Source organism: Bacillus timonensis (genome assembly GCF_004799755.1).
Lineage (GTDB): Bacteria > Bacillota > Bacilli > Bacillales > Bacillaceae_L > Ferdinandcohnia > Ferdinandcohnia timonensis_A.
In genome coordinates this window covers 131,679-153,111 of the sequence record NZ_SLUB01000006.1, presented here as the reverse complement: position 1 = coordinate 153,111, position 21,433 = coordinate 131,679, and the positions used below count along the sequence as shown (strand labels likewise).

General features: G+C 37.4%; 24 protein-coding genes. 22 read left to right on the top strand and 2 right to left on the bottom strand.

The window, feature by feature from the left end; translation table 11 throughout:
* The first annotated feature begins 61 nt into the window (after positions 1 to 61).
* From E1I69_RS05915 to E1I69_RS05895, 5 genes are all read left to right on the top strand, one after another.
* Positions 62 to 844: an EpsG family protein gene (locus E1I69_RS05915; protein WP_136378672.1), complete on the top strand. Its 783-nt coding sequence runs from the start codon at positions 62 to 64 to the stop codon at positions 842 to 844.
* Positions 845 to 944: 100 nt separating this feature from the next.
* On the top strand, positions 945 to 2,150 hold the full coding sequence (locus tag E1I69_RS05910) for a glycosyltransferase (RefSeq protein WP_136378671.1): 1,206 nt from the start codon (positions 945 to 947) through the stop codon (positions 2,148 to 2,150).
* A 171-nt stretch (positions 2,151 to 2,321) separates the two neighbouring features.
* Complete coding sequence (locus E1I69_RS05905; RefSeq protein WP_136378670.1) at positions 2,322 to 3,254, top strand: hypothetical protein; 933 nt, start codon at positions 2,322 to 2,324, stop codon at positions 3,252 to 3,254.
* A gap of 68 nt (positions 3,255 to 3,322) precedes the next feature.
* On the top strand, positions 3,323 to 4,753 hold the full coding sequence (locus tag E1I69_RS05900) for a lipopolysaccharide biosynthesis protein (RefSeq protein ID WP_136378669.1): 1,431 nt from the start codon (positions 3,323 to 3,325) through the stop codon (positions 4,751 to 4,753).
* 215 nt (positions 4,754 to 4,968) lie between these two features.
* Positions 4,969 to 6,135 (top strand): nucleotide sugar dehydrogenase, encoded by a 1,167-nt coding sequence (locus tag E1I69_RS05895; RefSeq protein ID WP_136378668.1) that lies wholly within the window; start codon positions 4,969 to 4,971, stop codon positions 6,133 to 6,135.
* 60 nt (positions 6,136 to 6,195) lie between these two features.
* Here E1I69_RS05895 and E1I69_RS05890 read toward each other — a convergent pair whose 3' ends face one another.
* The gene (locus tag E1I69_RS05890; RefSeq protein WP_207308514.1) at positions 6,196 to 6,876 is read right to left on the bottom strand and encodes a helix-turn-helix domain-containing protein; all 681 of its coding nucleotides are present in this window, start codon (positions 6,874 to 6,876) and stop codon (positions 6,196 to 6,198) included.
* A 333-nt stretch (positions 6,877 to 7,209) separates the two neighbouring features.
* Between E1I69_RS05890 and E1I69_RS05885 the strand changes: the two genes are divergently transcribed.
* The 12 genes from E1I69_RS05885 (at position 7,210) to E1I69_RS05830 (ending at position 17,708) form a co-directional block, all read left to right on the top strand.
* Positions 7,210 to 7,416, top strand: a complete 207-nt coding sequence (locus tag E1I69_RS05885; RefSeq protein ID WP_136378667.1) for a hypothetical protein — start codon at positions 7,210 to 7,212, stop codon at positions 7,414 to 7,416.
* 352 nt (positions 7,417 to 7,768) lie between these two features.
* Positions 7,769 to 8,206 (top strand): sigma-70 family RNA polymerase sigma factor, encoded by a 438-nt coding sequence (locus E1I69_RS05880; RefSeq protein ID WP_136378666.1) that lies wholly within the window; start codon positions 7,769 to 7,771, stop codon positions 8,204 to 8,206.
* A gap of 75 nt (positions 8,207 to 8,281) precedes the next feature.
* Positions 8,282 to 8,440: a hypothetical protein gene (locus E1I69_RS24680; protein ID WP_165439144.1), complete on the top strand. Its 159-nt coding sequence runs from the start codon at positions 8,282 to 8,284 to the stop codon at positions 8,438 to 8,440.
* Positions 8,433 to 8,774, top strand: a complete 342-nt coding sequence (locus E1I69_RS05875; protein ID WP_136378665.1) for an rRNA biogenesis protein rrp5 — start codon at positions 8,433 to 8,435, stop codon at positions 8,772 to 8,774. Before E1I69_RS24680 ends, E1I69_RS05875 begins: the two co-directional genes overlap by 8 nt.
* A gap of 21 nt (positions 8,775 to 8,795) precedes the next feature.
* Positions 8,796 to 9,959, top strand: a complete 1,164-nt coding sequence (locus E1I69_RS05870) for a DUF2800 domain-containing protein (protein WP_136378664.1) — start codon at positions 8,796 to 8,798, stop codon at positions 9,957 to 9,959.
* Positions 9,960 to 9,976: 17 nt separating this feature from the next.
* Positions 9,977 to 10,525, top strand: a complete 549-nt coding sequence (locus E1I69_RS05865; protein WP_136378663.1) for a DUF2815 family protein — start codon at positions 9,977 to 9,979, stop codon at positions 10,523 to 10,525.
* 5 nt (positions 10,526 to 10,530) lie between these two features.
* On the top strand, positions 10,531 to 12,480 hold the full coding sequence (locus E1I69_RS05860) for a DNA polymerase (RefSeq protein WP_136378683.1): 1,950 nt from the start codon (positions 10,531 to 10,533) through the stop codon (positions 12,478 to 12,480).
* A 186-nt stretch (positions 12,481 to 12,666) separates the two neighbouring features.
* The gene (locus E1I69_RS05850) at positions 12,667 to 15,072 is read left to right on the top strand and encodes a virulence-associated E family protein (protein ID WP_136378661.1); all 2,406 of its coding nucleotides are present in this window, start codon (positions 12,667 to 12,669) and stop codon (positions 15,070 to 15,072) included.
* A 262-nt stretch (positions 15,073 to 15,334) separates the two neighbouring features.
* A complete protein-coding gene (locus E1I69_RS05845) occupies positions 15,335 to 15,613 on the top strand; it encodes a VRR-NUC domain-containing protein (protein WP_136378660.1) in 279 nt (92 codons plus the stop codon).
* The gene (locus E1I69_RS05840) at positions 15,610 to 16,995 is read left to right on the top strand and encodes a DEAD/DEAH box helicase (RefSeq protein ID WP_136378659.1); all 1,386 of its coding nucleotides are present in this window, start codon (positions 15,610 to 15,612) and stop codon (positions 16,993 to 16,995) included. Before E1I69_RS05845 ends, E1I69_RS05840 begins: the two co-directional genes overlap by 4 nt.
* Entirely contained in the window at positions 16,988 to 17,248 is a 261-nt protein-coding gene (locus tag E1I69_RS05835; RefSeq protein ID WP_136378658.1) for a hypothetical protein, read from the top strand. Before E1I69_RS05840 ends, E1I69_RS05835 begins: the two co-directional genes overlap by 8 nt.
* Positions 17,249 to 17,273: 25 nt before the next feature.
* Positions 17,274 to 17,708, top strand: a complete 435-nt coding sequence (locus E1I69_RS05830) for a DUF1492 domain-containing protein (protein WP_242634542.1) — start codon at positions 17,274 to 17,276, stop codon at positions 17,706 to 17,708.
* Positions 17,709 to 17,813: 105 nt separating this feature from the next.
* Here E1I69_RS05830 and E1I69_RS05825 read toward each other — a convergent pair whose 3' ends face one another.
* A complete protein-coding gene (locus tag E1I69_RS05825; RefSeq protein ID WP_136378656.1) occupies positions 17,814 to 18,200 on the bottom strand; it encodes a hypothetical protein in 387 nt (128 codons plus the stop codon).
* A gap of 265 nt (positions 18,201 to 18,465) precedes the next feature.
* Here E1I69_RS05825 and E1I69_RS05820 point away from each other — a divergent pair, with 265 nt between their 5' ends.
* The 5 genes from E1I69_RS05820 to E1I69_RS05800 all read left to right on the top strand — a co-directional run bounded on the left by E1I69_RS05820 (position 18,466) and on the right by E1I69_RS05800 (position 21,428).
* A complete protein-coding gene (locus E1I69_RS05820) occupies positions 18,466 to 18,819 on the top strand; it encodes an HNH endonuclease (RefSeq protein ID WP_136378655.1) in 354 nt (117 codons plus the stop codon).
* 346 nt (positions 18,820 to 19,165) lie between these two features.
* On the top strand, positions 19,166 to 19,603 hold the full coding sequence (locus E1I69_RS05815; protein WP_136378654.1) for a helix-turn-helix domain-containing protein: 438 nt from the start codon (positions 19,166 to 19,168) through the stop codon (positions 19,601 to 19,603).
* Entirely contained in the window at positions 19,593 to 20,837 is a 1,245-nt protein-coding gene (locus tag E1I69_RS05810) for a site-specific DNA-methyltransferase (protein WP_136378653.1), read from the top strand. Before E1I69_RS05815 ends, E1I69_RS05810 begins: the two co-directional genes overlap by 11 nt.
* Before the next feature lie 71 nt (positions 20,838 to 20,908).
* A complete protein-coding gene (locus E1I69_RS05805) occupies positions 20,909 to 21,106 on the top strand; it encodes a hypothetical protein (protein ID WP_136378652.1) in 198 nt (65 codons plus the stop codon).
* A 7-nt stretch (positions 21,107 to 21,113) separates the two neighbouring features.
* Entirely contained in the window at positions 21,114 to 21,428 is a 315-nt protein-coding gene (locus E1I69_RS05800) for a DUF6329 domain-containing protein (protein WP_136378651.1), read from the top strand.
* Positions 21,429 to 21,433 lie beyond the last annotated feature (5 nt).

Here is a 21,433-nt window from a genome sequence, read left to right as displayed (position 1 = left end):
GAAAGTTATTGGTACAATTTTTCTAGGAGACTTTAGTTTTTGGTTAGTGTTTGTAAGTTAAATGATATATGTCCCTTTAGGTGTAATTATTTATAAATATTCCCAAAATATTTTTTTGAGTTATCTAATCTACTTTTCTTTTGAATTTTTCTTTTTTAACTTTTCAGGTATTAGACAATCATTGGCGTTATCAGGTATCTTAATAAGTTACTATTTCATAATAAACAAGAAACCATGGAAATTTATTATTTTGATATTATTGTCAGCTTCTTTTCATAATACTGCTTTAGTTTTTTTACCAGCATATTGGTTAGCTCAAAAGAAGATTACAAAATCATATTTATTATGTTTATTAGGTTTTTTTATAATTATGTATATTATGAAATACCGAATAGGGGAAATTTTAACTAATCTTTATTATGATGATAGTCAACATGTCATTGGTTTATATGAATCTTCCACAGGCATTGGGGGAACAGCAGTATTTATTATCCTAGTCTTGTTATTAGGATTTATATTTTACAATGCATCTACATTTTCCGCAATTATTGAAAATAGAGTTTTAACTAATATTATGATAATTGCACTTATGATACAGTTACTAAGTAGCTTTTCATATTTATTTACTAGACTAAATCTGTACTACTTCATATTTATTATTTTATATCTGCCCTATGTTGTATCAAAAATAGGCAGGGGAAATATAAAAATGAAAATAAAAGAAGCCTTTTTAGTAAAAGGTGTAATTAGTATAATTTTCATTTTCTTTTTTGCAAGTTTTTATATTTCCAAAGTTTTTCAAGGTTTGGATAGAATTTTACCATACAAGTTCTTTTGGAATTAACTTTACCTTTACAGGAATTACAATTGCCAAGGGTTAACTTAATTAAACTTTATATAATCGATTGCTTTATAATTTATTAGTACAAGAAGGATGATGACCTGTGAGAGTATTATTTATATCTAGGCTTTATCCCAATAAATATGATTCTAGAAATGGTGCTGTTATGCATCGTCAAGCTTTAGAATTAAAAAAAAATGGGGTAGATGTTCGCGTTATATCACCAATACCTTTTGTACCAAGCATTTTAAAAAATGTGAGACATAAATGGTTAGAATATTCTATGTTGCCTTATAGGGATAGCTATGAAGGAATTGAAATATATTACCCGAGATTTATAGATTTCCCTTATGGCTTAAATGATGGAAGGTTATATAAATCAATAATAAAATCTACTGATAAGATTATTGAATCAATATATAGTGAATTTCCTTTTGATCTAGTTCATGCACATATGGCATATCCGGATAATTATGCTGGCATATATGTAAAAGATAGGTATAAAGTCCCGCTGATTACTACAATAAGAAGTACTGATATGGATATTTCAATTAAAAAGAATAAATTGAAAAAATTGCTTGAGATATCCCTGGGGAAATCCAATAAAATAGTTTCACCTAGTCTTCAACTATCTAAGAAATTGAAAACTAATTTTAACTTGGATTCAATACATTTAGGTAATGGTATTTACCCCAATGTTTTAATGGAGGAATTAAATGAGAAAGAACTAGAGAAGTCCCTTAGGGGTAAACTAGAGAATAAAAGGGTAATTCTGAGTATTTCAAATTTAATTGAGAGTAAAGGAATTCAATATAACATATTAGCTGTATCAAAGCTTGTTGCGGAATATCCAAATATCCTATATTTAGTAATTGGGGATGGCCCATATGAAGCAAAACTAAAAGAACTAGTCAATAGTTTGAATTTAGAAAATCATGTTAAGTTTTTAGGAGCCCTAAAACATCCTGAAGCTATGATGTATTTGTCACTTTGTGATATTTTTTCTATGCCAAGTTGGAGAGAAACGTTTGGACTTGTTTATTTAGAAGCGATGTTTTTTAAGAAGCCAATAATACTTTGTGAGGATCAGGGTATGGATGGTTCTGTAAGTCATGCTGTTAATGGCATAATTGTCCCGCCACATTCAATAGATGCTTTAGTATCTAATATTAAAAGACTATTTAATGATGATATGTTCACTTCTAAATTAGTTGAAAACGGGTATGAATTAGTTTTAAACGAATATGATTGGGCGATTATAGGTAAAAAATTATTAGGGGAATATAGGGAAATCTTAAATAGCAACTAGAGAATGTAATAAGAGTTTTTATGAAGTTAATGAATCACTTAAACGCTTTTAATCAAAGTTTAAGTTTTCTTAAGGCTAACTGAAAATGATAAATATTTTGGATTCTTTCTAAAAGAATAGTAAATGATGTTAAAGGTTATACATTCATGATTGATTTAGGAGTAAAACAATATGTTGAATTGGCTGTATTATATGTATTTTGCATTTAAAAGGAAAAAATTTAAAATAATAATACTTAGGAAAATAAATAGCTTGTTGTGTATAATTATTCGGAAGTTCGCAAATAAGTTTGTCAACACTTATTATAAATTTACAATTAGGGAAAATAAAATAGGGATTAACACTACAGAAAACAGGGAGAGGAAAGTAATAGTATCTATGACTACTTTTCCAGGAAGAATTGATATTGTCTGGATAGCAATCGAATCTTTACTAAGACAATCCTATAGACCTGATAAAATTATTCTTTGGTTAGCAGAAGAGCAATTTGAAGGGTACAGTAGTCTCCCGCCTAATCTCTTGAAACAGCAACAAAGAGGATTAGATATACGATTTTGTGATGATTTAAGATCGCATAAAAAATATTATTATACCTTTATGGAGTATCCCGAAGAGATAGTCATAACTGTTGATGATGATATTATTTATCCCAAAAATACATTGGAAACATTGATTAAATTGCACAAAAAGTATCCTGATTGTATTTGTTGTAATAGAGGACATCTAATCCTGAAAAATAAAAATGGCACTATTACTTCTTATAATAATTGGATACAAAATCCAACAGATTATACTAAGCCATCAATGTTATTGTGTCCGACAGGCGTAAGTGGTGTTTTGTATCCACCGAATTCTGTCAACAAAGAAGTTTTCAATAAAAACAGTATAAAAGAACTTTGCTTCTTTGCTGATGACTTGTGGCTTAAGATAATGTCGTTAAAAAATGATACAAGGGTTGTTAAGTCTTCTTCTTTTCCTGGTGAACTTTTTACAATTGATTCTAGTCAAAATGAGTCATTAGCAAGTTTTAATGTCAACCAAAACAAGAATGATGAGCAATTAAAGGCAATATTAAACAGGTATCATATTGACTTTACGGATTAACACTGCAAATAAAATACTAATTTAAAATTTTTATTTAATGATAAAACAATAAGTAGAGAAGGTTTATTATGAAAGATAACTTACTTGGGAAGTTTCTCAAATTTTCCTATGGTAGTTGGGTTGGGTTAATAATAGGTTTATTTACAACCATGTTAGTAACTAGAATACTTCCGCCAGATGCTCTTGGTAAAGCGTCTATGTTTGATTTATTTGTACAAGTTTGTATGATACTAACGATATTTGGTACTGATCAAGCTTTTGTCCGCTTTTTTTATGAAGAGCAGAGTAATAAAAGGGGGGCACTCTTATTTAATTCTCTGCGTATTCCATTATTCGCCACTATAGTTATAATTTGTTTGATTGTAATCTTTTACCAACCTATTACATTATTCTTGTTTGATAAAGAAAGTTTGCTACTTGCATTTGTTATTGCAGGTGGAATTTTTGCTCAATTATTATTTCGCTTTGCTCAATTGGTTATAAGAATGCAGCAAAAAGGGAATATGTATTCATTACTTCAAATTTTTCAAAAATTGTTTAATTTATGTCTAGTTATAAGTTTTTTCTTTTTACTGGGAGCGAATTTTGAAGTTCTTATTTTTTCCACTCTAATTACATTAATTTTATTAAATATTATTGCTATTTATTTCGGGAAACAATTTTGGTCTATCGATAATCTAGCAATTAAAAATGTTAAGCACTCACAACGAGAAATAATAAAATTTGGAGCTCCTTTTGTTTTAACTATTTTTATCTCATGGTTATTTGAAGCATTTGCTAAAATTGCAATTAGGCATTGGAGTACTTTTGATGAATTAGGTTTATATTCTGCTGCTATGCGTCTAGTAGCTCTAGTTATGATACTTAAAACAACATTTTCAACTTTTTGGACACCAGTTGCTTATGAAAAGTTTGAAAAAAGACCTCAAGATAAGGATTTCTTTCGGAATATAACGATAATTGTTGCATTTGCAATGTATTTAGTTGCTATATTAAGTATTGCTGCTAAGGACTTAATCGTTATCTTATTAGGAAGGGAATATCAAGATGCCGCAATAATCATGCCATTTTTAGTCTTTATGCCAATTTTTTATACTATCTCAGAGACAACTGTAATAGGTATCAACTTTTATAAAAAGATAAATTGGCATATATTTATTGCGGGAATGGCGTGTGGTATAAACATATTAGGAAATTGGTTGCTTGTTCCTGACTTTGGTGCCTTAGGGGCAGCTATATCCACAGCAATTTCTTATATTGTATTTTTTACTTTACGAACAATCATTTCCTTGAAGTACTTCAAGGTGAAATATCCTTTGGTACGTATATATATAATGGCACTTATAGTTACGATATATGCATATTTTGCTATTATAATTGACAATTTGTGGTTCGTTATTTTGTTGAGTTTTATTCCTCTGAGTATATTAATTGTATTATTTTACAAGGATTTAAAATTAATTATTAAGAATAGAGTGACGTTGGTAAATCGTAAGTAAAAGGAATTAGGATTATTCTCAAGGGTGTACTTTATAACAATTTTAATATTTGTTTTTATTAATAAGAAAACTTAGGATGCTTCTTGAGTTAGCAACCATGCAATCATGCCTCTTATCTTAAATTTTTGCTAGGTATTGATTAGGGCTTTTGATTGAGCACAGGTTGTTCTGATTAAAATTGTTAAAAGCCTAGTTAATGTAAGGGAGAGGGAATAATGAAAATAACTATAGCTGGAACAGGTTATGTAGGATTATCCAATGCAATTTTACTAGCCCAAAATAATGAAGTAATAGCTCTTGATATTATTCAAGAAAAAGTAGATATGATAAACAATAAAAGGTCTCCTATTATTGATAATGAGATTGAAGAGTATTTAGCAACAAAAGAACTAAATATAATTGCAACAACAGATAATTATAAAGCTTATAAAGATTCTGACTATGTTATTATTTCAACACCAACAAATTATGATCCGGATAGAAACTATTTTAATACTAGAACTGTTGAAGCGGTTATTGCTAATGTACTGTCTATTAATCCAGATGCGGTAATGGTAATTAAATCTACTGTCCCAGTAGGTTATACAGAAAAAATAAAAGAGAAATTTGAAACGGAAAATATTATTTTCTCGCCTGAATTTCTACGTGAAGGAAAGGCACTCTATGATAATTTATATCCTTCACGTATAATCGTAGGTGAAAAATCTGAGAGAGCTAAAGTTTTCGCTGATTTGTTAGTTCAAGGAGCTATTAAGGAAGATATTCCTGTATTATTTACAAATTCAACAGAAGCGGAAGCTATTAAACTATTTGCTAACACATACCTAGCGATGAGAGTCGCATTTTTTAATGAGCTCGATTCTTATGCAGAGATAAGAGGGTTAGACAGTAAGCAAATTATTGATGGTGTTGGGTTAGATCCACGAATCGGGAATCATTACAATAACCCATCCTTTGGTTACGGTGGTTACTGTCTACCTAAAGATACAAAACAGCTATTAGCTAATTATGAAGATGTCCCTAATAATATAATGACGGCTATCGTAGATGCAAACAGAACAAGAAAAGATCATGTTGCCGAAATGATTATTAAAAAGAATCCTAAGACTGTAGGAATTTATAGGCTTACTATGAAAATGGACTCAGATAACTTTAGACAATCCGCTATTCAAGGTGTCATGAAGCGAATTAAAGCCAAAGGTATTGAAGTTGTTGTATACGAGCCAGCATTACATGAAGAGACATTCTATAATTCAAGAGTAGTAAATAATTTTGAAGAGTTTAAGAGAGTTTCAGATGTAATCGTTGCAAACCGATTGTCTGATGATTTACGTGATGTGGAAGATAAGGTTTATACGAGAGATTTATTTAGTAGGGATTAAAAAACTTACCCGCTAGGCCTAATTTGGCTTGGCGGGCTTATTTGTGTTGTTTATTTTCTCCTAGAAATGTAATTCTCCAAAATCAGTTCCTCTTAAGATAATGATACTCGCCTCAATATCTAAATGAATGGGTTTTAATCTCAAAAATTGCTCTGCCAATTCACGTCTTTCCATAACAATTGAATACTTTGTAATAGGTTTATCGTAAACAGCAAGCCTTCCAAACCTTAGAAGAAGCTGTTGTCGCCCCATTCCCATTCCAGTTGGATACTTGCTTACATCTCTCGTATAAAGAAAATCTATATGCCATATTTCCTTCCCCTTTGTTGCAACAATATCTCCCACAGAGCCATGACTGTGCCGTTCTATATTATACCCCTGTGAAATTAAGTTTGGAGTTATATACCTAATGGCTCTTTCCTCAAATTCTTTAATATGATTTAAGTGTTGTGATCTATCCTCTTTTTTAACCACTTTGATTTCATAAGCGGATTCCCCGGTATAATCTTTTGTCAAATTAGTAAAATATTCAGTACTCACCTCTAATGCTTCTGATAAAGCAAAAATTTTATCATATGGAATATTTTTAATCCCTCCCGTTTCGTATCGCTGTATAGAAGATTTACTCATGCCCGTTTTCTCGGCTAAATCTTGATATGTCATATTTAAAAAGAGACGCCTTTCCTTTAAACGTCTTCGTAGAATTTCCTGATCAGTCTTACTCATTTCATCTTTCTTCATAAAATTGCCCTCCAATTTCTTACTACACTCAAATTATAATTCGCTTTAACATTTTATGCAACTTTTTTATGTAAGTTGCATATATGGGATTGACTCTAATATTGTATTCGAAGTATAATGGAAATTGTTAGAAATACAACTTTTTTATTTGACCTCATTTCCCAAATATGCAACAAAATAAAATGTGTCGCTGAGAGGACGGTATAAATGGTGATAATAGGGAAAAGTAGAAAATTGGTATTCTAACTATACAGAACGTATGTTCCATTGTAAAATATAATAGAGGATTACTTTCATAAAAAGGCTTTATTACAACAGTTGGGAGGAAAACGAATGATTAAAGAAGATGTATTGGCAAGAGTGGAATGTCCTGTGTGTGGTCACAGGCTAATGGATAAAGGGGATAATGCTGCTGGCCCCGTACAAACGAAGTGCACCAAATGTAAGCGAGTTTGGGAAATTGAGCTCGCGACAGATAAATTCAAACAGGTAAGTGGAAAACCTAAAGCGAGACGAAAAGGAGATAGTGCCTCACCATGAGTTGCAAATCAAATCTACCTTAAGGTCCGGATAAATCAGTAGATGCATAACTGATATATCTGGGCCTTTTTTATTTATATAAAAAGTTCATATCACGATGATACCGAGCGAGGAATCGACTGCATTACCCAGGCCGGATGATCGATATTTTGAGAAAAAATGATCATCTAGCGAGTGAATGCACATTGAATCAAAAATAATCGGTACCGAGCAATGGAGTCGTGGTGTGAACTACCTATAAGCCGGACATGGATCGCCCTGCAAATAATGCAGTTCGGCGTTCTGTGTCCGGCTTATTTTTTTGTCTCTTTTTCCCTTACGGCTCCTTGCCGGGCCATAGGAGGAAAAGAGAATGAGTGAGTTTTTTATTAAAATCGGCAAGGAGCAAGTCAGTGTTAGCAAAGAGATTTATAAAGAGTATTACAAAATGAAAAGAAGAGAGCGGTACCTGGAACAGGATATTAAAGTTGGCCGGATTGCTGTTGACCCTGAAGCAGAAACGATTGAATATATCCCAAGCAAGGAAGATTCAATCAATCGTTTGATGGATCTAGGCGGTGATTTTGAAGATGACCAAATGATAGAAGATATTCTCTGTGATAAAGCAACTCTATTAATCTTGCAGGAAGCGATGGCTGAACTGAATGAAAAGGAACAGGAGCTCATACAGGCTCTTTACTATAAAGATTTAACAGTAAGAGAGGTAGCGAAGGAAGAAAACATATCTCATGTAGCTGTTGTTAAACGACACAAAAAGGTGTTGGACAAGCTTAAAAAATATTTTTTGTAATTTTGGTTACCAAACCATCTTTCCCGTTGGCTAATAAGTGAAGGACTATATCTAAAGAAAAGGAGGTGACCTGTGATGACAACACAAGTAAAGCAAAAGGGTGTCAATAAAGATATGCAGGAAGAGATGGTTGGCGTCCTTACAGCCATCAGCATTGTATCGAAAAGACTAGCCAATCGACTGAGCCAGCTTGATGAACAAAATGAAAAGGAAGGAGAAAAAGCAAATGAGTAAAACGAAACTTGCACTTGATGTAGTGACAGACTTGCGAAATCTAGCAGGAAGTATTGAAACATTGGTGATTGCATTAGAAAGCAATCAAATGGACTCTGTAGCTCCTATTGAGAAAAAGGAAGCGAAAGAAAACAAGGAATCAAAGAAATCAGCAAAACCTCCGAAAGCTACGCTACCAACTTTGGAGGATGTCAGAGCCAAACTTGCAGCACTTTCTCAAGATGGGAAACAGGTACAAGTGAAAGAGCTGATTACGGGATTTGGAGCAAAGAAATTAAGTGATATCCCAGTGGAAAAGTATCCTGAACTATTAGAAGAAGCTGAAAAGCTTTAAAAGGAGGTTTCTACTATATCTATGAACCATTCAGAAAGAGCTCATGCAAGTTTGAGTGCATCTGGTGCCAGTCGTTGGTTAGCTTGTCCACCAAGTGTTCGACTGTCAGAGCAGTATGAAGAAACAACAAGCGTCTTTGCCAAAGAAGGCACATTCATGCATGAGCTGTCAGAACTTTACTTGTCATACGAATTAAAGCAGATAACAAAAGCTCAGTTGAACAAAAAGCTGAAGCAGATGAAACAAAGTGAATTTTATAACTCAGAAATTGAACAAGCCGTTCAAACCTATGTTGATGTTGTTACTGAAAAAATGAATGAGGCTAGGGCATCTAGCAAGGATCCGCTCATCCTTATTGAGGAAAGGGTAGATTTTAGTCCCTATGTTCCAGATGGATTCGGAACCGGGGACATAATACTGATTTATGGTGATAGATTAGAAGTTATTGACCTTAAGGGTGGGAAAGGTGTAAAGGTTTCAGCAGTTGAAAACCCACAAATGCGACTGTACGCTCTGGGTGCATTAAACAACTTTGGTGTACTCTATGATACTCAGAAAATACTGATGACCATTGTGCAGCCAAGGTTAGATAATATCTCCACTGATGAAATGCAGGTCGAAGAACTATTGGAATGGGCAGAGAATGAGGTCAAGCCCAAGGCGGAGCTAGCATTTAATGGCGAAGGTGACTTCATGGCCGGCGAGCATTGCCGTTTTTGTAAGGTTAAGGCGACTTGCAGAGCTAGGGCAGAAGAAAATTTGAAACTTGCTTGTATGGATTTTCAGAAACCTCCATTACTTACAGATGATGAAGTAGTGGAAGTGTTAACTTCTATTGATCAGCTGATGAGCTGGGCAAAAGATGTTCAAGAATATGCATTTGCTATGGCGATGAATGAAAACAAGCAATGGCCAGGGATGAAACTGGTCGAGGGCAGAGGTAGCCGCAAGTATAGTGATGAAAATGCAGTAATTGAGGCACTTACTGCTGCAGGATATGACAGTGATGTGATTTATAAGAAATCACTCAATACGATTACTACTCTAGAAAAAGAGTTAGGTAAAAAAGCATTTCAAGAGTTGCTTGGGTCGCTTATTACAAAAGCACGGGGCAAGGTCAAGCTCGTACCAGAAGAGGACAAGCGACCAGAAATAAAAGCTTCACCTGAAGTAGATTTTCAATAATGAGGAGGAAATAAGTAATGATAAAAATCACAATTGGAACAAAGGAAAACCCAGTACGGTTCAGTTATGCAAATGTACATCAAGCAGTCAGCGTTAATGGAAGTGACCTGAAGTATTCAGTAAGCATCATTATTCCGAAGTCGGATAAAAAAACCATCAAAAAGGTAAAAGATGCGATTCAAAAAGCGACTCAAGAAAACAAGGACAAGTTTGGCGGCAAGGTGCCTTCAAATTTGAAGACGCCCCTGCGGGACGGCGATGTGGATCGTGAAGATGATGAGGCATATGCGGATTCCTACTTCATTAATGCCAACAGCAAGATTAAACCAGGAATTGTCGATGCGGATTTGAATCCTATCATGGATCAAAGTGAATTTTACTCCGGCTGCTATGGACGAGTCAGTTTAACCTTTTATGGGTTTAATGTAAATGGAAATCGTGGGATTGCAGCGGGACTTCAAAACATTATGAAGACGGATGATGGAGAACCACTTGGTGGCCGTAGCAGTGCCGAAGCTGATTTTGGCGACGACAGTGACGATGATGAAGACGACATCTTAGGTTAATGTCTATGAAACTATTATCCATTGATATAGAAACTTACAGTAGTGTAGACCTCATTAAATCTGGGGTCTATGCCTATTGTGAATCATCTGATTTTGAAATTCTTCTCATTGCTTATGCCTTTGATGACGAAGAGGTGCAGATTGTTGACTTAGCTTCTGGTGAGAAGATGCCAGCTGCCATTTTAAAAGCTATGATAGATCCGACAATAATAAAGACAGCATATAATGCCAACTTTGAAAGAACCTGTTTAGCCAAGTATTTTCATCAGCCGATGCCGCCAGAACAATGGCGGTGTTCATCGGTTCATGCATTAATGCTTGGTTTACCTGGTTATCTCGATGGAGTGGCGAAATGCCTCAGGTTGAAGGAACAGAAAATGAAGGAAGGGAAAGCGTTAATCCGCTATTTTTCGGTTCCTTGTAAACCTACCAAAGTAAATGAAGGAAGGACCCGCAACCTACCAGAACATGACTTGGATAAGTGGGCTACTTTTAAGGATTACTGCAAACAGGATGTTGAGGTCGAAAGGCAAATCCGGAATAAGTTAGAGGCTTTTCCAATTCCAAAAGTTGAACAGAAGCTTTGGGAATTGGACCAGAAAATCAATGATGAAGGTGTTCTTATTGATAATAGCTTAGTCACAAATGCCATTCAAGCAGATAAAGCGTTTCAGGATAAGCTCTTTGAAGAAGCTGTGCGTTTAACAGGGCTAGAGAATCCAAATAGTCCAGCGCAGCTGAAAGGTTGGTTGTTAAAGCAAGGGCTAGAAGTCAATAGCCTTGCAAAGAAAAATGTGGAAGCACTAATGGGTGAAGTGGAAAACCCTGAGGTGAAGCGGCTGTTGGAATTGAGACAAGCAATGTCAAAAACCTCTGTGAAAAAGTATGAAGCAATGGAGCGTTCCATCTGTTCTGACCAAAGAATTAGAGGGTTGCTCCAATTCTACGGGGCAAATCGGACAGGTCGGTGGGCTGGTAGACTCGTTCAGATTCATAACCTACCAAGAAACAGTTTAAAAGATTTACAGATTGCAAGAGACCTATTGAAATCCGGGAGCTATGAGACCTTGGAACTTCTTTTTGAGAGTGTATCGGACGTATTATCACAATTAATACGAACGGCATTTATTCCATCACAAGACCACCGTTTTGTTGTTGCTGACTTTTCAGCTATTGAAGCAAGAGTGATTGCGTGGCTTGCTGGAGAGCGTTGGCGGATGGATGTGTTTCAATCACACGGAAAAATTTATGAAGCCTCTGCTGCACAGATGTTTAAAGTACCCATTGAAACCATCGATAAAGGTAGCCCTCTGAGACAAAAAGGGAAAATTGCTGAATTGGCTCTTGGCTACGGTGGCTCTAAAGGGGCGTTGATGCAGATGGGTGCTTTAGATATGGGCTTGAATGAAGACGAACTTCCGGACTTGGTATCTGCTTGGCGAGAAGCAAATCCAAATATCGTCAAAATTTGGTGGGGAATAGAAGCGGCAGCTATCAAAGCAGTAAAAGAAAAAGCGGTGGTAAAAATGCAGTATGGACTTACCTTTAATTACACCAAAGGCATTTTATTTATTACACTGCCATCTGGTCGTTCCCTTGCTTATGTTAGACCAAGAATCGGGATAGACGAGCGTTTTGGAAAAGAACAGCTTACGTATGAAGGAATGGAACAAGGATCCAAACAGTGGGGCAGGATTCCTACTTACGGTGGAAAGCTTACGGAGAATATTATTCAAGCCATTGCTAGAGATTGTCTAGCTGTCTCGATGCTTCGATTGGATGAAGCGGGATACCGTATTAATTTCCATGTCCATGATGAAGTCATTCTTGATGTTCCTGTTGGAACCGGGTCAATGGAAGAGGTAGAAAACATAATGGGCCAATCAATTAATTGGGCACCTGGTCTACCTCTTGGGGCGGATAGCTTTGAAACCTTCTATTACAAGAAAGATTAACATTTGGATAGGAGCGATGGCAATTGGCTGACATGGATACAGTGAAATTCCTAATGTACCTGAAACGATACAAAGATATACTACCAAAACAAACAATGAAAACATTGAAAGGTCAGGCTCTTTCCGGTGATTTGGAAGGAGCCAAAAAGGGCCTGGGTACTGTGTTACGAAGGGAGGCTGGTAGAAGTGAAAGAGCCCAGTGAGAGAAAAAGCCACGGCTTAAAGTATGATGGAAACCTTACGATTGCGACCGGGAGAAGTCGAAAGGAACTAAACTGGAAGAACCGAGAAATGCTTTGGTCTGAAGTGGTTCAGAAGCTAAGTGGCACGATACGAACCCATGAAACATATGAGGAATACAAAAAGCTTTCCAAATCGAAACAGGATGAGATTAAAGATGTTGGTGGCTTTGTTGGTGGAACTCTAAAGGGTGGCAGGCGAAAACATGACAGTGTGGTTTGGCGACAGATTGTTTCCCTTGATGCTGATTTTGTGAAAGGGGATTTGTGGGCCTCGGTCGAGACCATGTTTGGTTACGGATGCGCCATGTACTCTACTCATAAACATCATCCGAAGAATCCGAGGGTAAGACTAGTGATTCCTTTATCAAGACCAGTTACTGCCGATGAGTATGTACCAGTGGCAAGAAGGATAGCAGCTGATCTTGGAATTGATTTTTTCGATGATACCACCTATCAAGTACATCGGTTGATGTATTGGCCGTCGACTTCCTCTGATGGGGAATTTGTCTTTAAAGTACTGGACGAGCCATGGATCGATCCAGATGATGTTTTGGCGAGATATCCAGATTGGAGGGATTCCTCCTTTTGGCCGGAAAGCTCGAGAACCGTTCATGAACGAAAGAGGCTAGCTGATAAACAAGGAGACCCAAAAACTAAAGAAGGAATAGTCGGTGCTTTTTGCCGGACGTACTCTGTGCTAGATGTAATTGAGAAATACCTAAGTGACGTTTATTCCCCTTGTGAGGATCCGAATCGTTACACGTATTCAGCTGGTTCCACAGCGGGAGGACTGGTGGTTTATGAAGAGGGTGATTTTGCTTTTTCCCATCATTCTACTGACCCAATCGGTGGCAAGCTTTGTAATGCGTTTGATTTAGTGCGAATTCATTTATTCGGTGACCTTGATGAATCGGTGAAGGAAGGAACACCAATCAATCGGTTGCCCTCGTATAAAGCGATGGTAGAAGAAGCCTTAAAGGACAAGCAGGTCAAACTGACACTTGGGAAAGAACAGTTGAACCTTGCTGCGGATGATTTTGAAGAAGAGGACATTGAGTGGTTAACGGAGCTAACGAGGGATCAAAAGGGAAACATTGTCTCAAGTGCACCGAATGTCATCCTTGTTCTGGAGAATGATCCAGCGTTAAAGAATCGAATTGCAATGAACGACTTCGTCCATCGGGTGGTCATTAAAGACGATTTGCCTTGGCGTGGCGTTGAGCGTGGTGAATATTGGTCCGATTCCGATGATGCCAGTTTGCGAAATTACCTTTACTCTATTTACGGCATCAAAGGAGCGGGTGTTATTGCGGATGCATGGAGTGAAGTGGCTGTGAAGTATGCCTTTCATCCGATTAAAGATTATTTAAATGGTCTTGTTTGGGATGGCCAGGAACGGATTGAAACCTTACTGGTAGATTATCTTGGTGCTGATGATAATGAGTGCGTCCGAACATTTACTCGCAAAATTCTGCTTGCAGCAGTAGCAAGAATCTATCGTCCAGGTACGAAGTTTGACTACTGTGTTGTCCTTGTTGGCCCTCAAGGTGTCGGAAAGAGTTACATTATTAAGCTGATAGGTAAGGAATGGCACTCGGATTCCTTAATAACCGTGAAGGGCAAGGAAGCCTACGAACAGCTTCAGGGTGCATGGATTTTGGAAATGGCGGAGCTGACGGCAACAAAGAAAGTGGACACAGAGGCAGTAAAGCATTTTATCTCAAAATCTGAGGATACGTTTCGGGTAGCTTATGGTAGGCATAATGAAACATTCAAGCGGCAGTGCGTGTTTTTTGGGACAACCAACGATTATGATTTTTTAAATGATCCAACGGGAAACCGTCGCTTTTTACCGATTACAGTAAACGGTGGCGGCAGGAAAAACATGTGGGATGATTTAACGGAGGATGAGGTCGACCAGATTTGGGCAGAAGCAAAAGTACTGTACGAAAAGGGAGAGACCTTGGCATTAAGCAAAGACATCGAGGAAAAGGCTCGTGAACTTCAAGCTGCCCATACACAGGAGAATCCAATTGCTGAAAGTATCAGAACTTATCTAGAAACCGAAGTGCCAACGAACTGGTATGAACTTGATATTGGTACAAGAAGAACTTATTTGCATATGGGTCAACCAAATGACAACTCAGTTCAAACCATGAAATTAAACAAAGTATGTGCACAGATGGTGTGGGAGGAGCTTTTTCAAAAGGATGTATCGATAATGACCAGATATGATGCCAAAGAAATCAATATGATCATCCAACATACACCGGGTTGGAAAAGGGTGAGTTCTATTCGGTTCGACAATGATTACGGAACACAAAGAGGATTTAGAAGGGATAGTTTGTAAAACATGTAAACTATAAAATTTTTCAATTGTTTACATCAAACCTCTTGTCCCTCTTACTCTATATACCTTGTAAACATGATAAACATATATATCTATATAAGAAGAAATAGGGAGTATAGAGAATACTATATATATCCTATACCCTCTAATAGCCTTATATGTATAGCTTAACCATTTTTACGTTTACAAGTTTACAAGGTGGCTCAAACCCTTATCAATACTGGATTTGTTTGTAAACAATAAAATTTGGGGTGACCGGTAGATGAATGAATTAAGTGTTGAACAACGGCTGAAAGAGAAGGTGAAGGAGCGTGGCGGGCTGGCATTAAAGCTTATATCGCCGGGTTTTGCAGGCGTGCCAGACAGGCTGGTGCTCTTTAACGGTTCAAAGGTCGCCTTTGTGGAATTAAAGGCACCAGCTAAAAGGCTTCGAGCCCTGCAACGAAAAAGGAAAAAGCAGCTAGAAGCATTAGGATTTAAAGTTTATAGGATTGATAGTTATGAGGCGATCGATCGATTGCTAGAGGAGATGGTTCTTTGAAATACAAACCTTATCATTACCAGGATTACGCTACCCAGTGGATAATCGATAAAAAGAAATCAGCTCTTTTCCTCGAGATGGGAATGGGGAAATCGATAGCGACATTAACCGCCATTTTGGAACTGATGTATGACTACTTCGATGTTGCCAAGGTTCTCGTTATTGCACCGCTTCGAGTAGCAAGTACGACTTGGGAGGAAGAAGTGGAAAAGTGGGACCATTTGAAAGAGCTTCGAATTTCCAAAGTGCTTGGCAGTGAAAAGCAAAGAGTAGCCGCTTTATATAAAAAAGCAGATGTCTATATCATCAATCGAGAAAACGTCACCTGGCTAGTGAATTGGTTTGATGCCGACTGGCCTTTTGACATGGTGGTCATTGATGAGTTATCAAGTTTTAAATCTTCCAAAGCACAGCGATTTAAATCCTTAAAAAAGGTGAGGCCCTTTATTAAACGATTGGTTGGATTAACAGGAACACCAGCACCAAACGGTTTGATTGATTTGTGGCCACAGATTTATTTGCTAGATGGTGGTGAGCGATTGGGGAAAACAGTCACTGGTTACCGAGAGAAATTCTTTCTTCCGGATAAGCGAAATCAAATAATGGTCTACACTTGGAAGCTTAAAGAAGGCGCTGAAGACACCATTTATGAAAAGCTATCCGACATTTGCGTGAGCATGAAGGCGAAGGACTACCTTGAACTGCCTGAACGGTTGGACAATGTCATACCTGTTGAATTGCCAAAAAAGGCGAAAGAGCAGTATGACCTATTAGAAAAGGAATTGATTCTATCGATTGAAGAAGCGGATGTGTTGGCTGGATCCGCCGCAGTCCTGGCGAATAAGTTATTACAAGTAGCTAACGGTGCTGTTTACGATGAAGATGGAGATGTGAAGCACATTCATGATGAAAAGCTAAAAGCTTTGGATGAATTGATGGAAGCAGCAAGTGGAAAGCCAGTACTTGTGTTTTATGGGTACCAACACGATAAGGACAGGCTTTTACATCATTTAAAGAAACTAAAGCCGAGGCTCCTTCAAACAGATCAAGACATTAAGGACTGGAATCAAGGAAAGGTTCAGATTCTTTTAGCCCACCCAGCATCAGCTGGTCATGGGCTGAACCTTCAAACAGGTGGGAACATTATTATTTGGTTTGGTTTAACTTGGAGCCTCGAACTCTACCAACAAGCCAATGCAAGACTATGGCGGCAGGGGCAAAAACAAACAGTAGTCATTCATCACATTATTGCAAAAGATACGATTGATGAGCGAGTGATGAAAGCATTGGAAGATAAAGATGTGAGTCAAGCTGCACTGATTGAAGCAGTCAAGGCAAGAATGAACCAATACAATTCGAGGAAGGAGGTGCGTGATGAGTAGTTTGATTGAAGAAGTGAAAAAGGAATTGGAGTGTTTTGCTTACAAAGAAGGAAAGTGCAAGATCTTAAAGGTCAATCAATGTGAAGGGACAGTTTGCAGTTTCTTTAAAACCGTACCTCAGTTAAGCGTAGAAAGACAAAGGTCATTTGAGCATATTCAATCACTGGATGATGCTACACGAGACCATATCATGGATTTCTATAACATCGATAGTGTCAAACAGCAAAAAGAGGTGGCAAGCTGTGATAGCTAATTTGGCGGAAAGAGAGGAGGGGACTATGGTGGATGCTAAAGAATATTTATCTCAGGCGTTCAGGCTGGATCAAAGAATAAACAGTAAACTAGAACAAGTTTCGATGTTAAGGGAGTTGGCATTAAAAACAACATCGACCCTCCAGGATGATAAGGTACAAGGAACGAAACAACGCTCACCAATGGAAAATGCCCTTGTGAAGCTAATGAGTCTTGAACAGGAAATCAATGAAGATATTGATAAGTTGGTAGATTTAAAACGTGAGTTAACAAGTTTTGTATCTGAAATGGAGAATCCATCATACAGGCTGCTCCTTGAACTTCGTTATCTTGGGGGTAGCACTTGGGAGGAAGTAGCTGCAATAATGGGGTATGATTTACGTTGGATTTATCGGCTGCATCGAAAAGCACTGAAAGAAGCTACTAGGTTATTAGCAATCACCAATGTTGAATGTACATGAAATCGATTTTTATAAAACAAAAAAAATAAAAAACGTAAGGCATTTTGAATAGAAATTGCCATACGTTTTTTTTGTTGTCTTCCTTGCATAGTTAATTAACTTAAATTAGTGTAAAACTGAATCCTTTATCTTTTTGCTGGCCTTTTTTGGTTTAATAACAGGCTGTTTAATTACAAACTGATAGCATTGTTCTAATAATTGATATTCAGTTTGCGTAATTAAATGAGAATGGGCAATTTTATTTCTTACTGGGATAAGCTGCTGAAGTAATTTTAATTGTACTGTCTTGAAATGAGTCAGGTCGTGAGGATACTTTCCGAAGAAGGCGATAAGTTCGTGGAAGTAAGAAGTTTGTTCGTCTCGTTTTTCATAAAGGATTGAAACCCAATGGTGCCCATAATTATTTTGCATGTTAGTTTTAATAATTAAACGTAAATGATTTTCCATCTGATACAGCATTGAATAAGCTTCTTTCATTAAAGTGGTATTCATAGTGAGGCGCTCCTTTCGAGGTTAAAATTGAGGTTATTATATGCTTCGACATCAATAGATAAATTCCTTTAAAAAAATATAAAAATAATGCCTGGATGTTACACTTTCTTTTATATATTTTCATTAAATAAAAACACGCCATGAAAAGCCATTATAAGCCACCCTATCCCTGTGATAGAGTATAAGCTGTAGAAATAGAATGATACAGCCCTTGGAGGACAAACCTTCGGGGCTTTTTTAATTGGATTAAACGGAGTTGAGAGCAATGCCAAAGAAACCAAAGAAGCCGTGCAAACACAACGGTTGTCCTTTGTTAACGGATGACAAGTACTGTGAGTTTCATGCAAAGCTTCATGTAGATGATAGAGCAAACGCCACCGAGCGTGGTTATGATAACCGCTGGAGGAAAGCGAGCAAACGATTCTTGAACGCCCATCCTCTTTGCAAACGATGTGAACAAAAAGGTAAGCTTACCCAAGCAACAGTGGTGGACCACATCAAACCTCACCGAGGAGACCAGAAACTGTTCTGGGATGAAAGCAACTGGCAATCTTTGTGTAAGAGATGTCACGACCGGAAGACAAGAACAGAAGATCAGTATCCTATTTATTCTTTTTGACGAACCCTAGGGGGTATAGAATCTCTACAACCTTGTATACGGCGACCGCGCGCCCCCTTCGCGTGAATTTTCGCGGAATTAAACAAGGGGGGTTACTCTTGAAGGACTGAATATGAGCTTCGCCTCAATGGTGGTAAGGGTTTGGAGTACTTTTTATTTTGCGAAAAGGTACGATTGAGGAAATGATAAAAATGGCGTTCGTCCCTTGTCGGGACTGGGTTTTAACAGTTTTAATCGATAAACAAAAAATACGAACGAAACGCATGTTTTGGCTTGTTGAATAGCTGAATTATGCGTTTTTTTATTGCCCTTTCAAATACTGTTTACGCAGAAAGGAGTGGGAGCGGTGACTGAAGGCGAAAAACAACAAATCTATGCACTAAGGCTCAAAGGTGTTGGCTATAAAGCGATTGCTGCAGTGTTGGGGAAATCCCGTGATACTGTGCGTATTTTTTGTAAGCATAATGGCCTTGATGGCGATGCAAAAGTTGTTTCATTAAATGTGAAAGAACAAATGAAAAACCATGTGCTCTGCTCCTCCTGCGGTAAACTGCTTAAGCAAAAGGGTCGAGGAAGAGTTCGGAAGTTTTGTTCAGATGAATGCCGCCGTAAATGGTGGAATGAAAATCCTCAGGCACGAAAGAAAAGGGAAACCGCTACTTATAACTATACGTGTCCACAATGCGGGGGAAGTTTTAGTTGCTACGGAAATAAGAAGCGGAAGTTCTGCAGCCATGATTGTTATATCAAATATAGATTTTGGAGTGAAGAAGATGGAATTTAAAAAGCTGCCCATTGATGATTTGATTCCTGCTAGTTATAACCCTAGGAAGAAACTGAAACCGGGCGACAGTGAATTTGAAAAGATTAAAAACAGTATCGAGCAGTTTGGCTATGTAGAGCCTGTTATCGTCAATCAGGATATGACGGTGATTGGAGGACATCAACGAATCACCGTTTTAAAGACATTAGGTTTTACGGAAATAGACTGTGTGGTCATCGATGTTGATAAGACGAAAGAGAAGGCTCTAAACATCGCTTTAAATAAAATCAGCGGTGAGTGGAATAAAGAGCTGTTAGCTGACCTGATTCAAGATTTACAGTCATTGGATTACGATGTTGCCTTTACGGGTTTTGACCCACCGGAAATCGATCAGCTGTTTAACGAGGTTCATGATAAAGACATTCAAGAAGATGATTTTGATGTTGAAAAGGAGCTATCTGAACCAGCCATAGCTCAAAAAGGTGATGTGTGGTTACTTGGGAGACATCGTTTAGTGTGTGGAGATAGTACAGACCAGGAAGTTTATGAAGTTCTTATGAATGGTCAGAAGGCAAATCTTGTCGTAACGGACCCTCCGTATAATGTAAATTACTCTTCACAAGCGGGTAGTATCCAGAACGATAATATGAAAGATGAAGAGTTTTATAACTTCTTGCTAAAAGCCTATAAGAATATGGCTGCTAGTATGGAAAAGGATGCATCCATCTACGTGTTCCATGCTGACACGGAAGGTTATAACTTCAGGAAGGCATTCAAGGATGCTGGCTTTTACTTATCTGGTGTTTGTATCTGGGCCAAGCAAAGTTTGGTTCTTGGTAGGAGTCCTTACCAGTGGAAGCATGAACCGATTTTATTTGGCTGGAGAAAAGATGGAAAGCACAATTGGTACGCAGATCGAAAGCAGAGCACCATTTGGAATTTTGATAGACCTTCTAAAAATACAATCCACCCAACCATGAAACCAGTTAGTCTATGCGCCTACCCTATTCAGAATAGCAGCATGAGCAATTGCATCGTGTTAGATCCTTTTGGCGGAAGCGGGTCCACTCTCATGGCTTGTGAACAGATTAACCGAATTTGCTATACGATTGAACTAGATGAAAAATATACAGATGCAATAGTCAAAAGGTATATCGAACATGTGGGAACGGATGCGAATGTTTATCTAGAAAGAAACGGAGAGAAGCTATCGTATTCAGATGTTCCTAAACCTTTATTAGACGAAATACTATAGACGAACAAAGTTGCTATGCTTCAACGTGTATGGCAATATGCTACTACCTTGAAGAGATTGGAGGCAGAGTGATGGAAAGAAATCAAAAGCCATCAGTCAAACTTATCGGCGAAGACGGCAATATCTTTTCTATTCTTGGACGAGTCAACAGGGCGCTAAAAGAAGATGGAAAAGAGGAACAAACAAAAGAAGTTAGTGAGCGGGTGATGGCATCAAGCTCCTACGGTGAAGCCCTCCAAATCATCATGGAATACGTTGAGGTGGAGTGATGATGAAATGAAAGCATTATTTGGAAGGAAAGTTAGTAATCTAGCTGAGCTGAAGGAAATTACTGAAGAAGCCATTAAGCAAGGACAGCGGGGTCAAGCATACATCGTAACAAAAGAAGTGGAGTTAGAAGATAAGGATTTTCATAACTTTGCGAACGACTTCTTTAACGACCAGCCTTGGATCACAATCGAAGATGGCGGAGTGAATACGAATAAGGGGACTCGATGCATCAGAGTCATCAATAAAGAAACTGGTGAAACAGTTTTAGTAAACAGCGAAGGCTATAGTTATCCAAGATACACAGCAATTGAAAACGATTAGAGTGG

What these genes read in the sequence shown, in the direction of transcription:
- E1I69_RS05820 (WP_136378655.1), top strand. Translation starts at nt 18,466, where the DNA reads ATGCCAAAGAAACCAAAGAAGCCGTGCAAACACAACGGTTGTCCTTTG.
- E1I69_RS05800 (WP_136378651.1), top strand. Translation starts at nt 21,114, where the DNA reads ATGAAAGCATTATTTGGAAGGAAAGTTAGTAATCTAGCTGAGCTGAAG.
- E1I69_RS24680 (WP_165439144.1), top strand. Translation starts at nt 8,282, where the DNA reads ATGACAACACAAGTAAAGCAAAAGGGTGTCAATAAAGATATGCAGGAA.
- E1I69_RS05860 (WP_136378683.1), top strand. Translation starts at nt 10,531, where the DNA reads ATGAAACTATTATCCATTGATATAGAAACTTACAGTAGTGTAGACCTC.
- E1I69_RS05865 (WP_136378663.1), top strand. Translation starts at nt 9,977, where the DNA reads ATGATAAAAATCACAATTGGAACAAAGGAAAACCCAGTACGGTTCAGT.
- E1I69_RS05895 (WP_136378668.1), top strand. Translation starts at nt 4,969, where the DNA reads ATGAAAATAACTATAGCTGGAACAGGTTATGTAGGATTATCCAATGCA.
- E1I69_RS05870 (WP_136378664.1), top strand. Translation starts at nt 8,796, where the DNA reads ATGAACCATTCAGAAAGAGCTCATGCAAGTTTGAGTGCATCTGGTGCC.
- E1I69_RS05915 (WP_136378672.1), top strand. Translation starts at nt 62, where the DNA reads ATGATATATGTCCCTTTAGGTGTAATTATTTATAAATATTCCCAAAAT.
- E1I69_RS05845 (WP_136378660.1), top strand. Translation starts at nt 15,335, where the DNA reads ATGAATGAATTAAGTGTTGAACAACGGCTGAAAGAGAAGGTGAAGGAG.
- E1I69_RS05885 (WP_136378667.1), top strand. Translation starts at nt 7,210, where the DNA reads ATGATTAAAGAAGATGTATTGGCAAGAGTGGAATGTCCTGTGTGTGGT.
- E1I69_RS05880 (WP_136378666.1), top strand. Translation starts at nt 7,769, where the DNA reads ATGAGTGAGTTTTTTATTAAAATCGGCAAGGAGCAAGTCAGTGTTAGC.
- E1I69_RS05830 (WP_242634542.1), top strand. Translation starts at nt 17,274, where the DNA reads ATGGTGGATGCTAAAGAATATTTATCTCAGGCGTTCAGGCTGGATCAA.
- E1I69_RS05835 (WP_136378658.1), top strand. Translation starts at nt 16,988, where the DNA reads ATGAGTAGTTTGATTGAAGAAGTGAAAAAGGAATTGGAGTGTTTTGCT.
- E1I69_RS05875 (WP_136378665.1), top strand. Translation starts at nt 8,433, where the DNA reads ATGAGTAAAACGAAACTTGCACTTGATGTAGTGACAGACTTGCGAAAT.
- E1I69_RS05810 (WP_136378653.1), top strand. Translation starts at nt 19,593, where the DNA reads ATGGAATTTAAAAAGCTGCCCATTGATGATTTGATTCCTGCTAGTTAT.
- E1I69_RS05805 (WP_136378652.1), top strand. Translation starts at nt 20,909, where the DNA reads ATGGAAAGAAATCAAAAGCCATCAGTCAAACTTATCGGCGAAGACGGC.
- E1I69_RS05905 (WP_136378670.1), top strand. Translation starts at nt 2,322, where the DNA reads ATGTTGAATTGGCTGTATTATATGTATTTTGCATTTAAAAGGAAAAAA.
- E1I69_RS05890 (WP_207308514.1), bottom strand. Translation starts at nt 6,876, where the DNA reads ATGAAGAAAGATGAAATGAGTAAGACTGATCAGGAAATTCTACGAAGA.
- E1I69_RS05825 (WP_136378656.1), bottom strand. Translation starts at nt 18,200, where the DNA reads ATGAATACCACTTTAATGAAAGAAGCTTATTCAATGCTGTATCAGATG.
- E1I69_RS05900 (WP_136378669.1), top strand. Translation starts at nt 3,323, where the DNA reads ATGAAAGATAACTTACTTGGGAAGTTTCTCAAATTTTCCTATGGTAGT.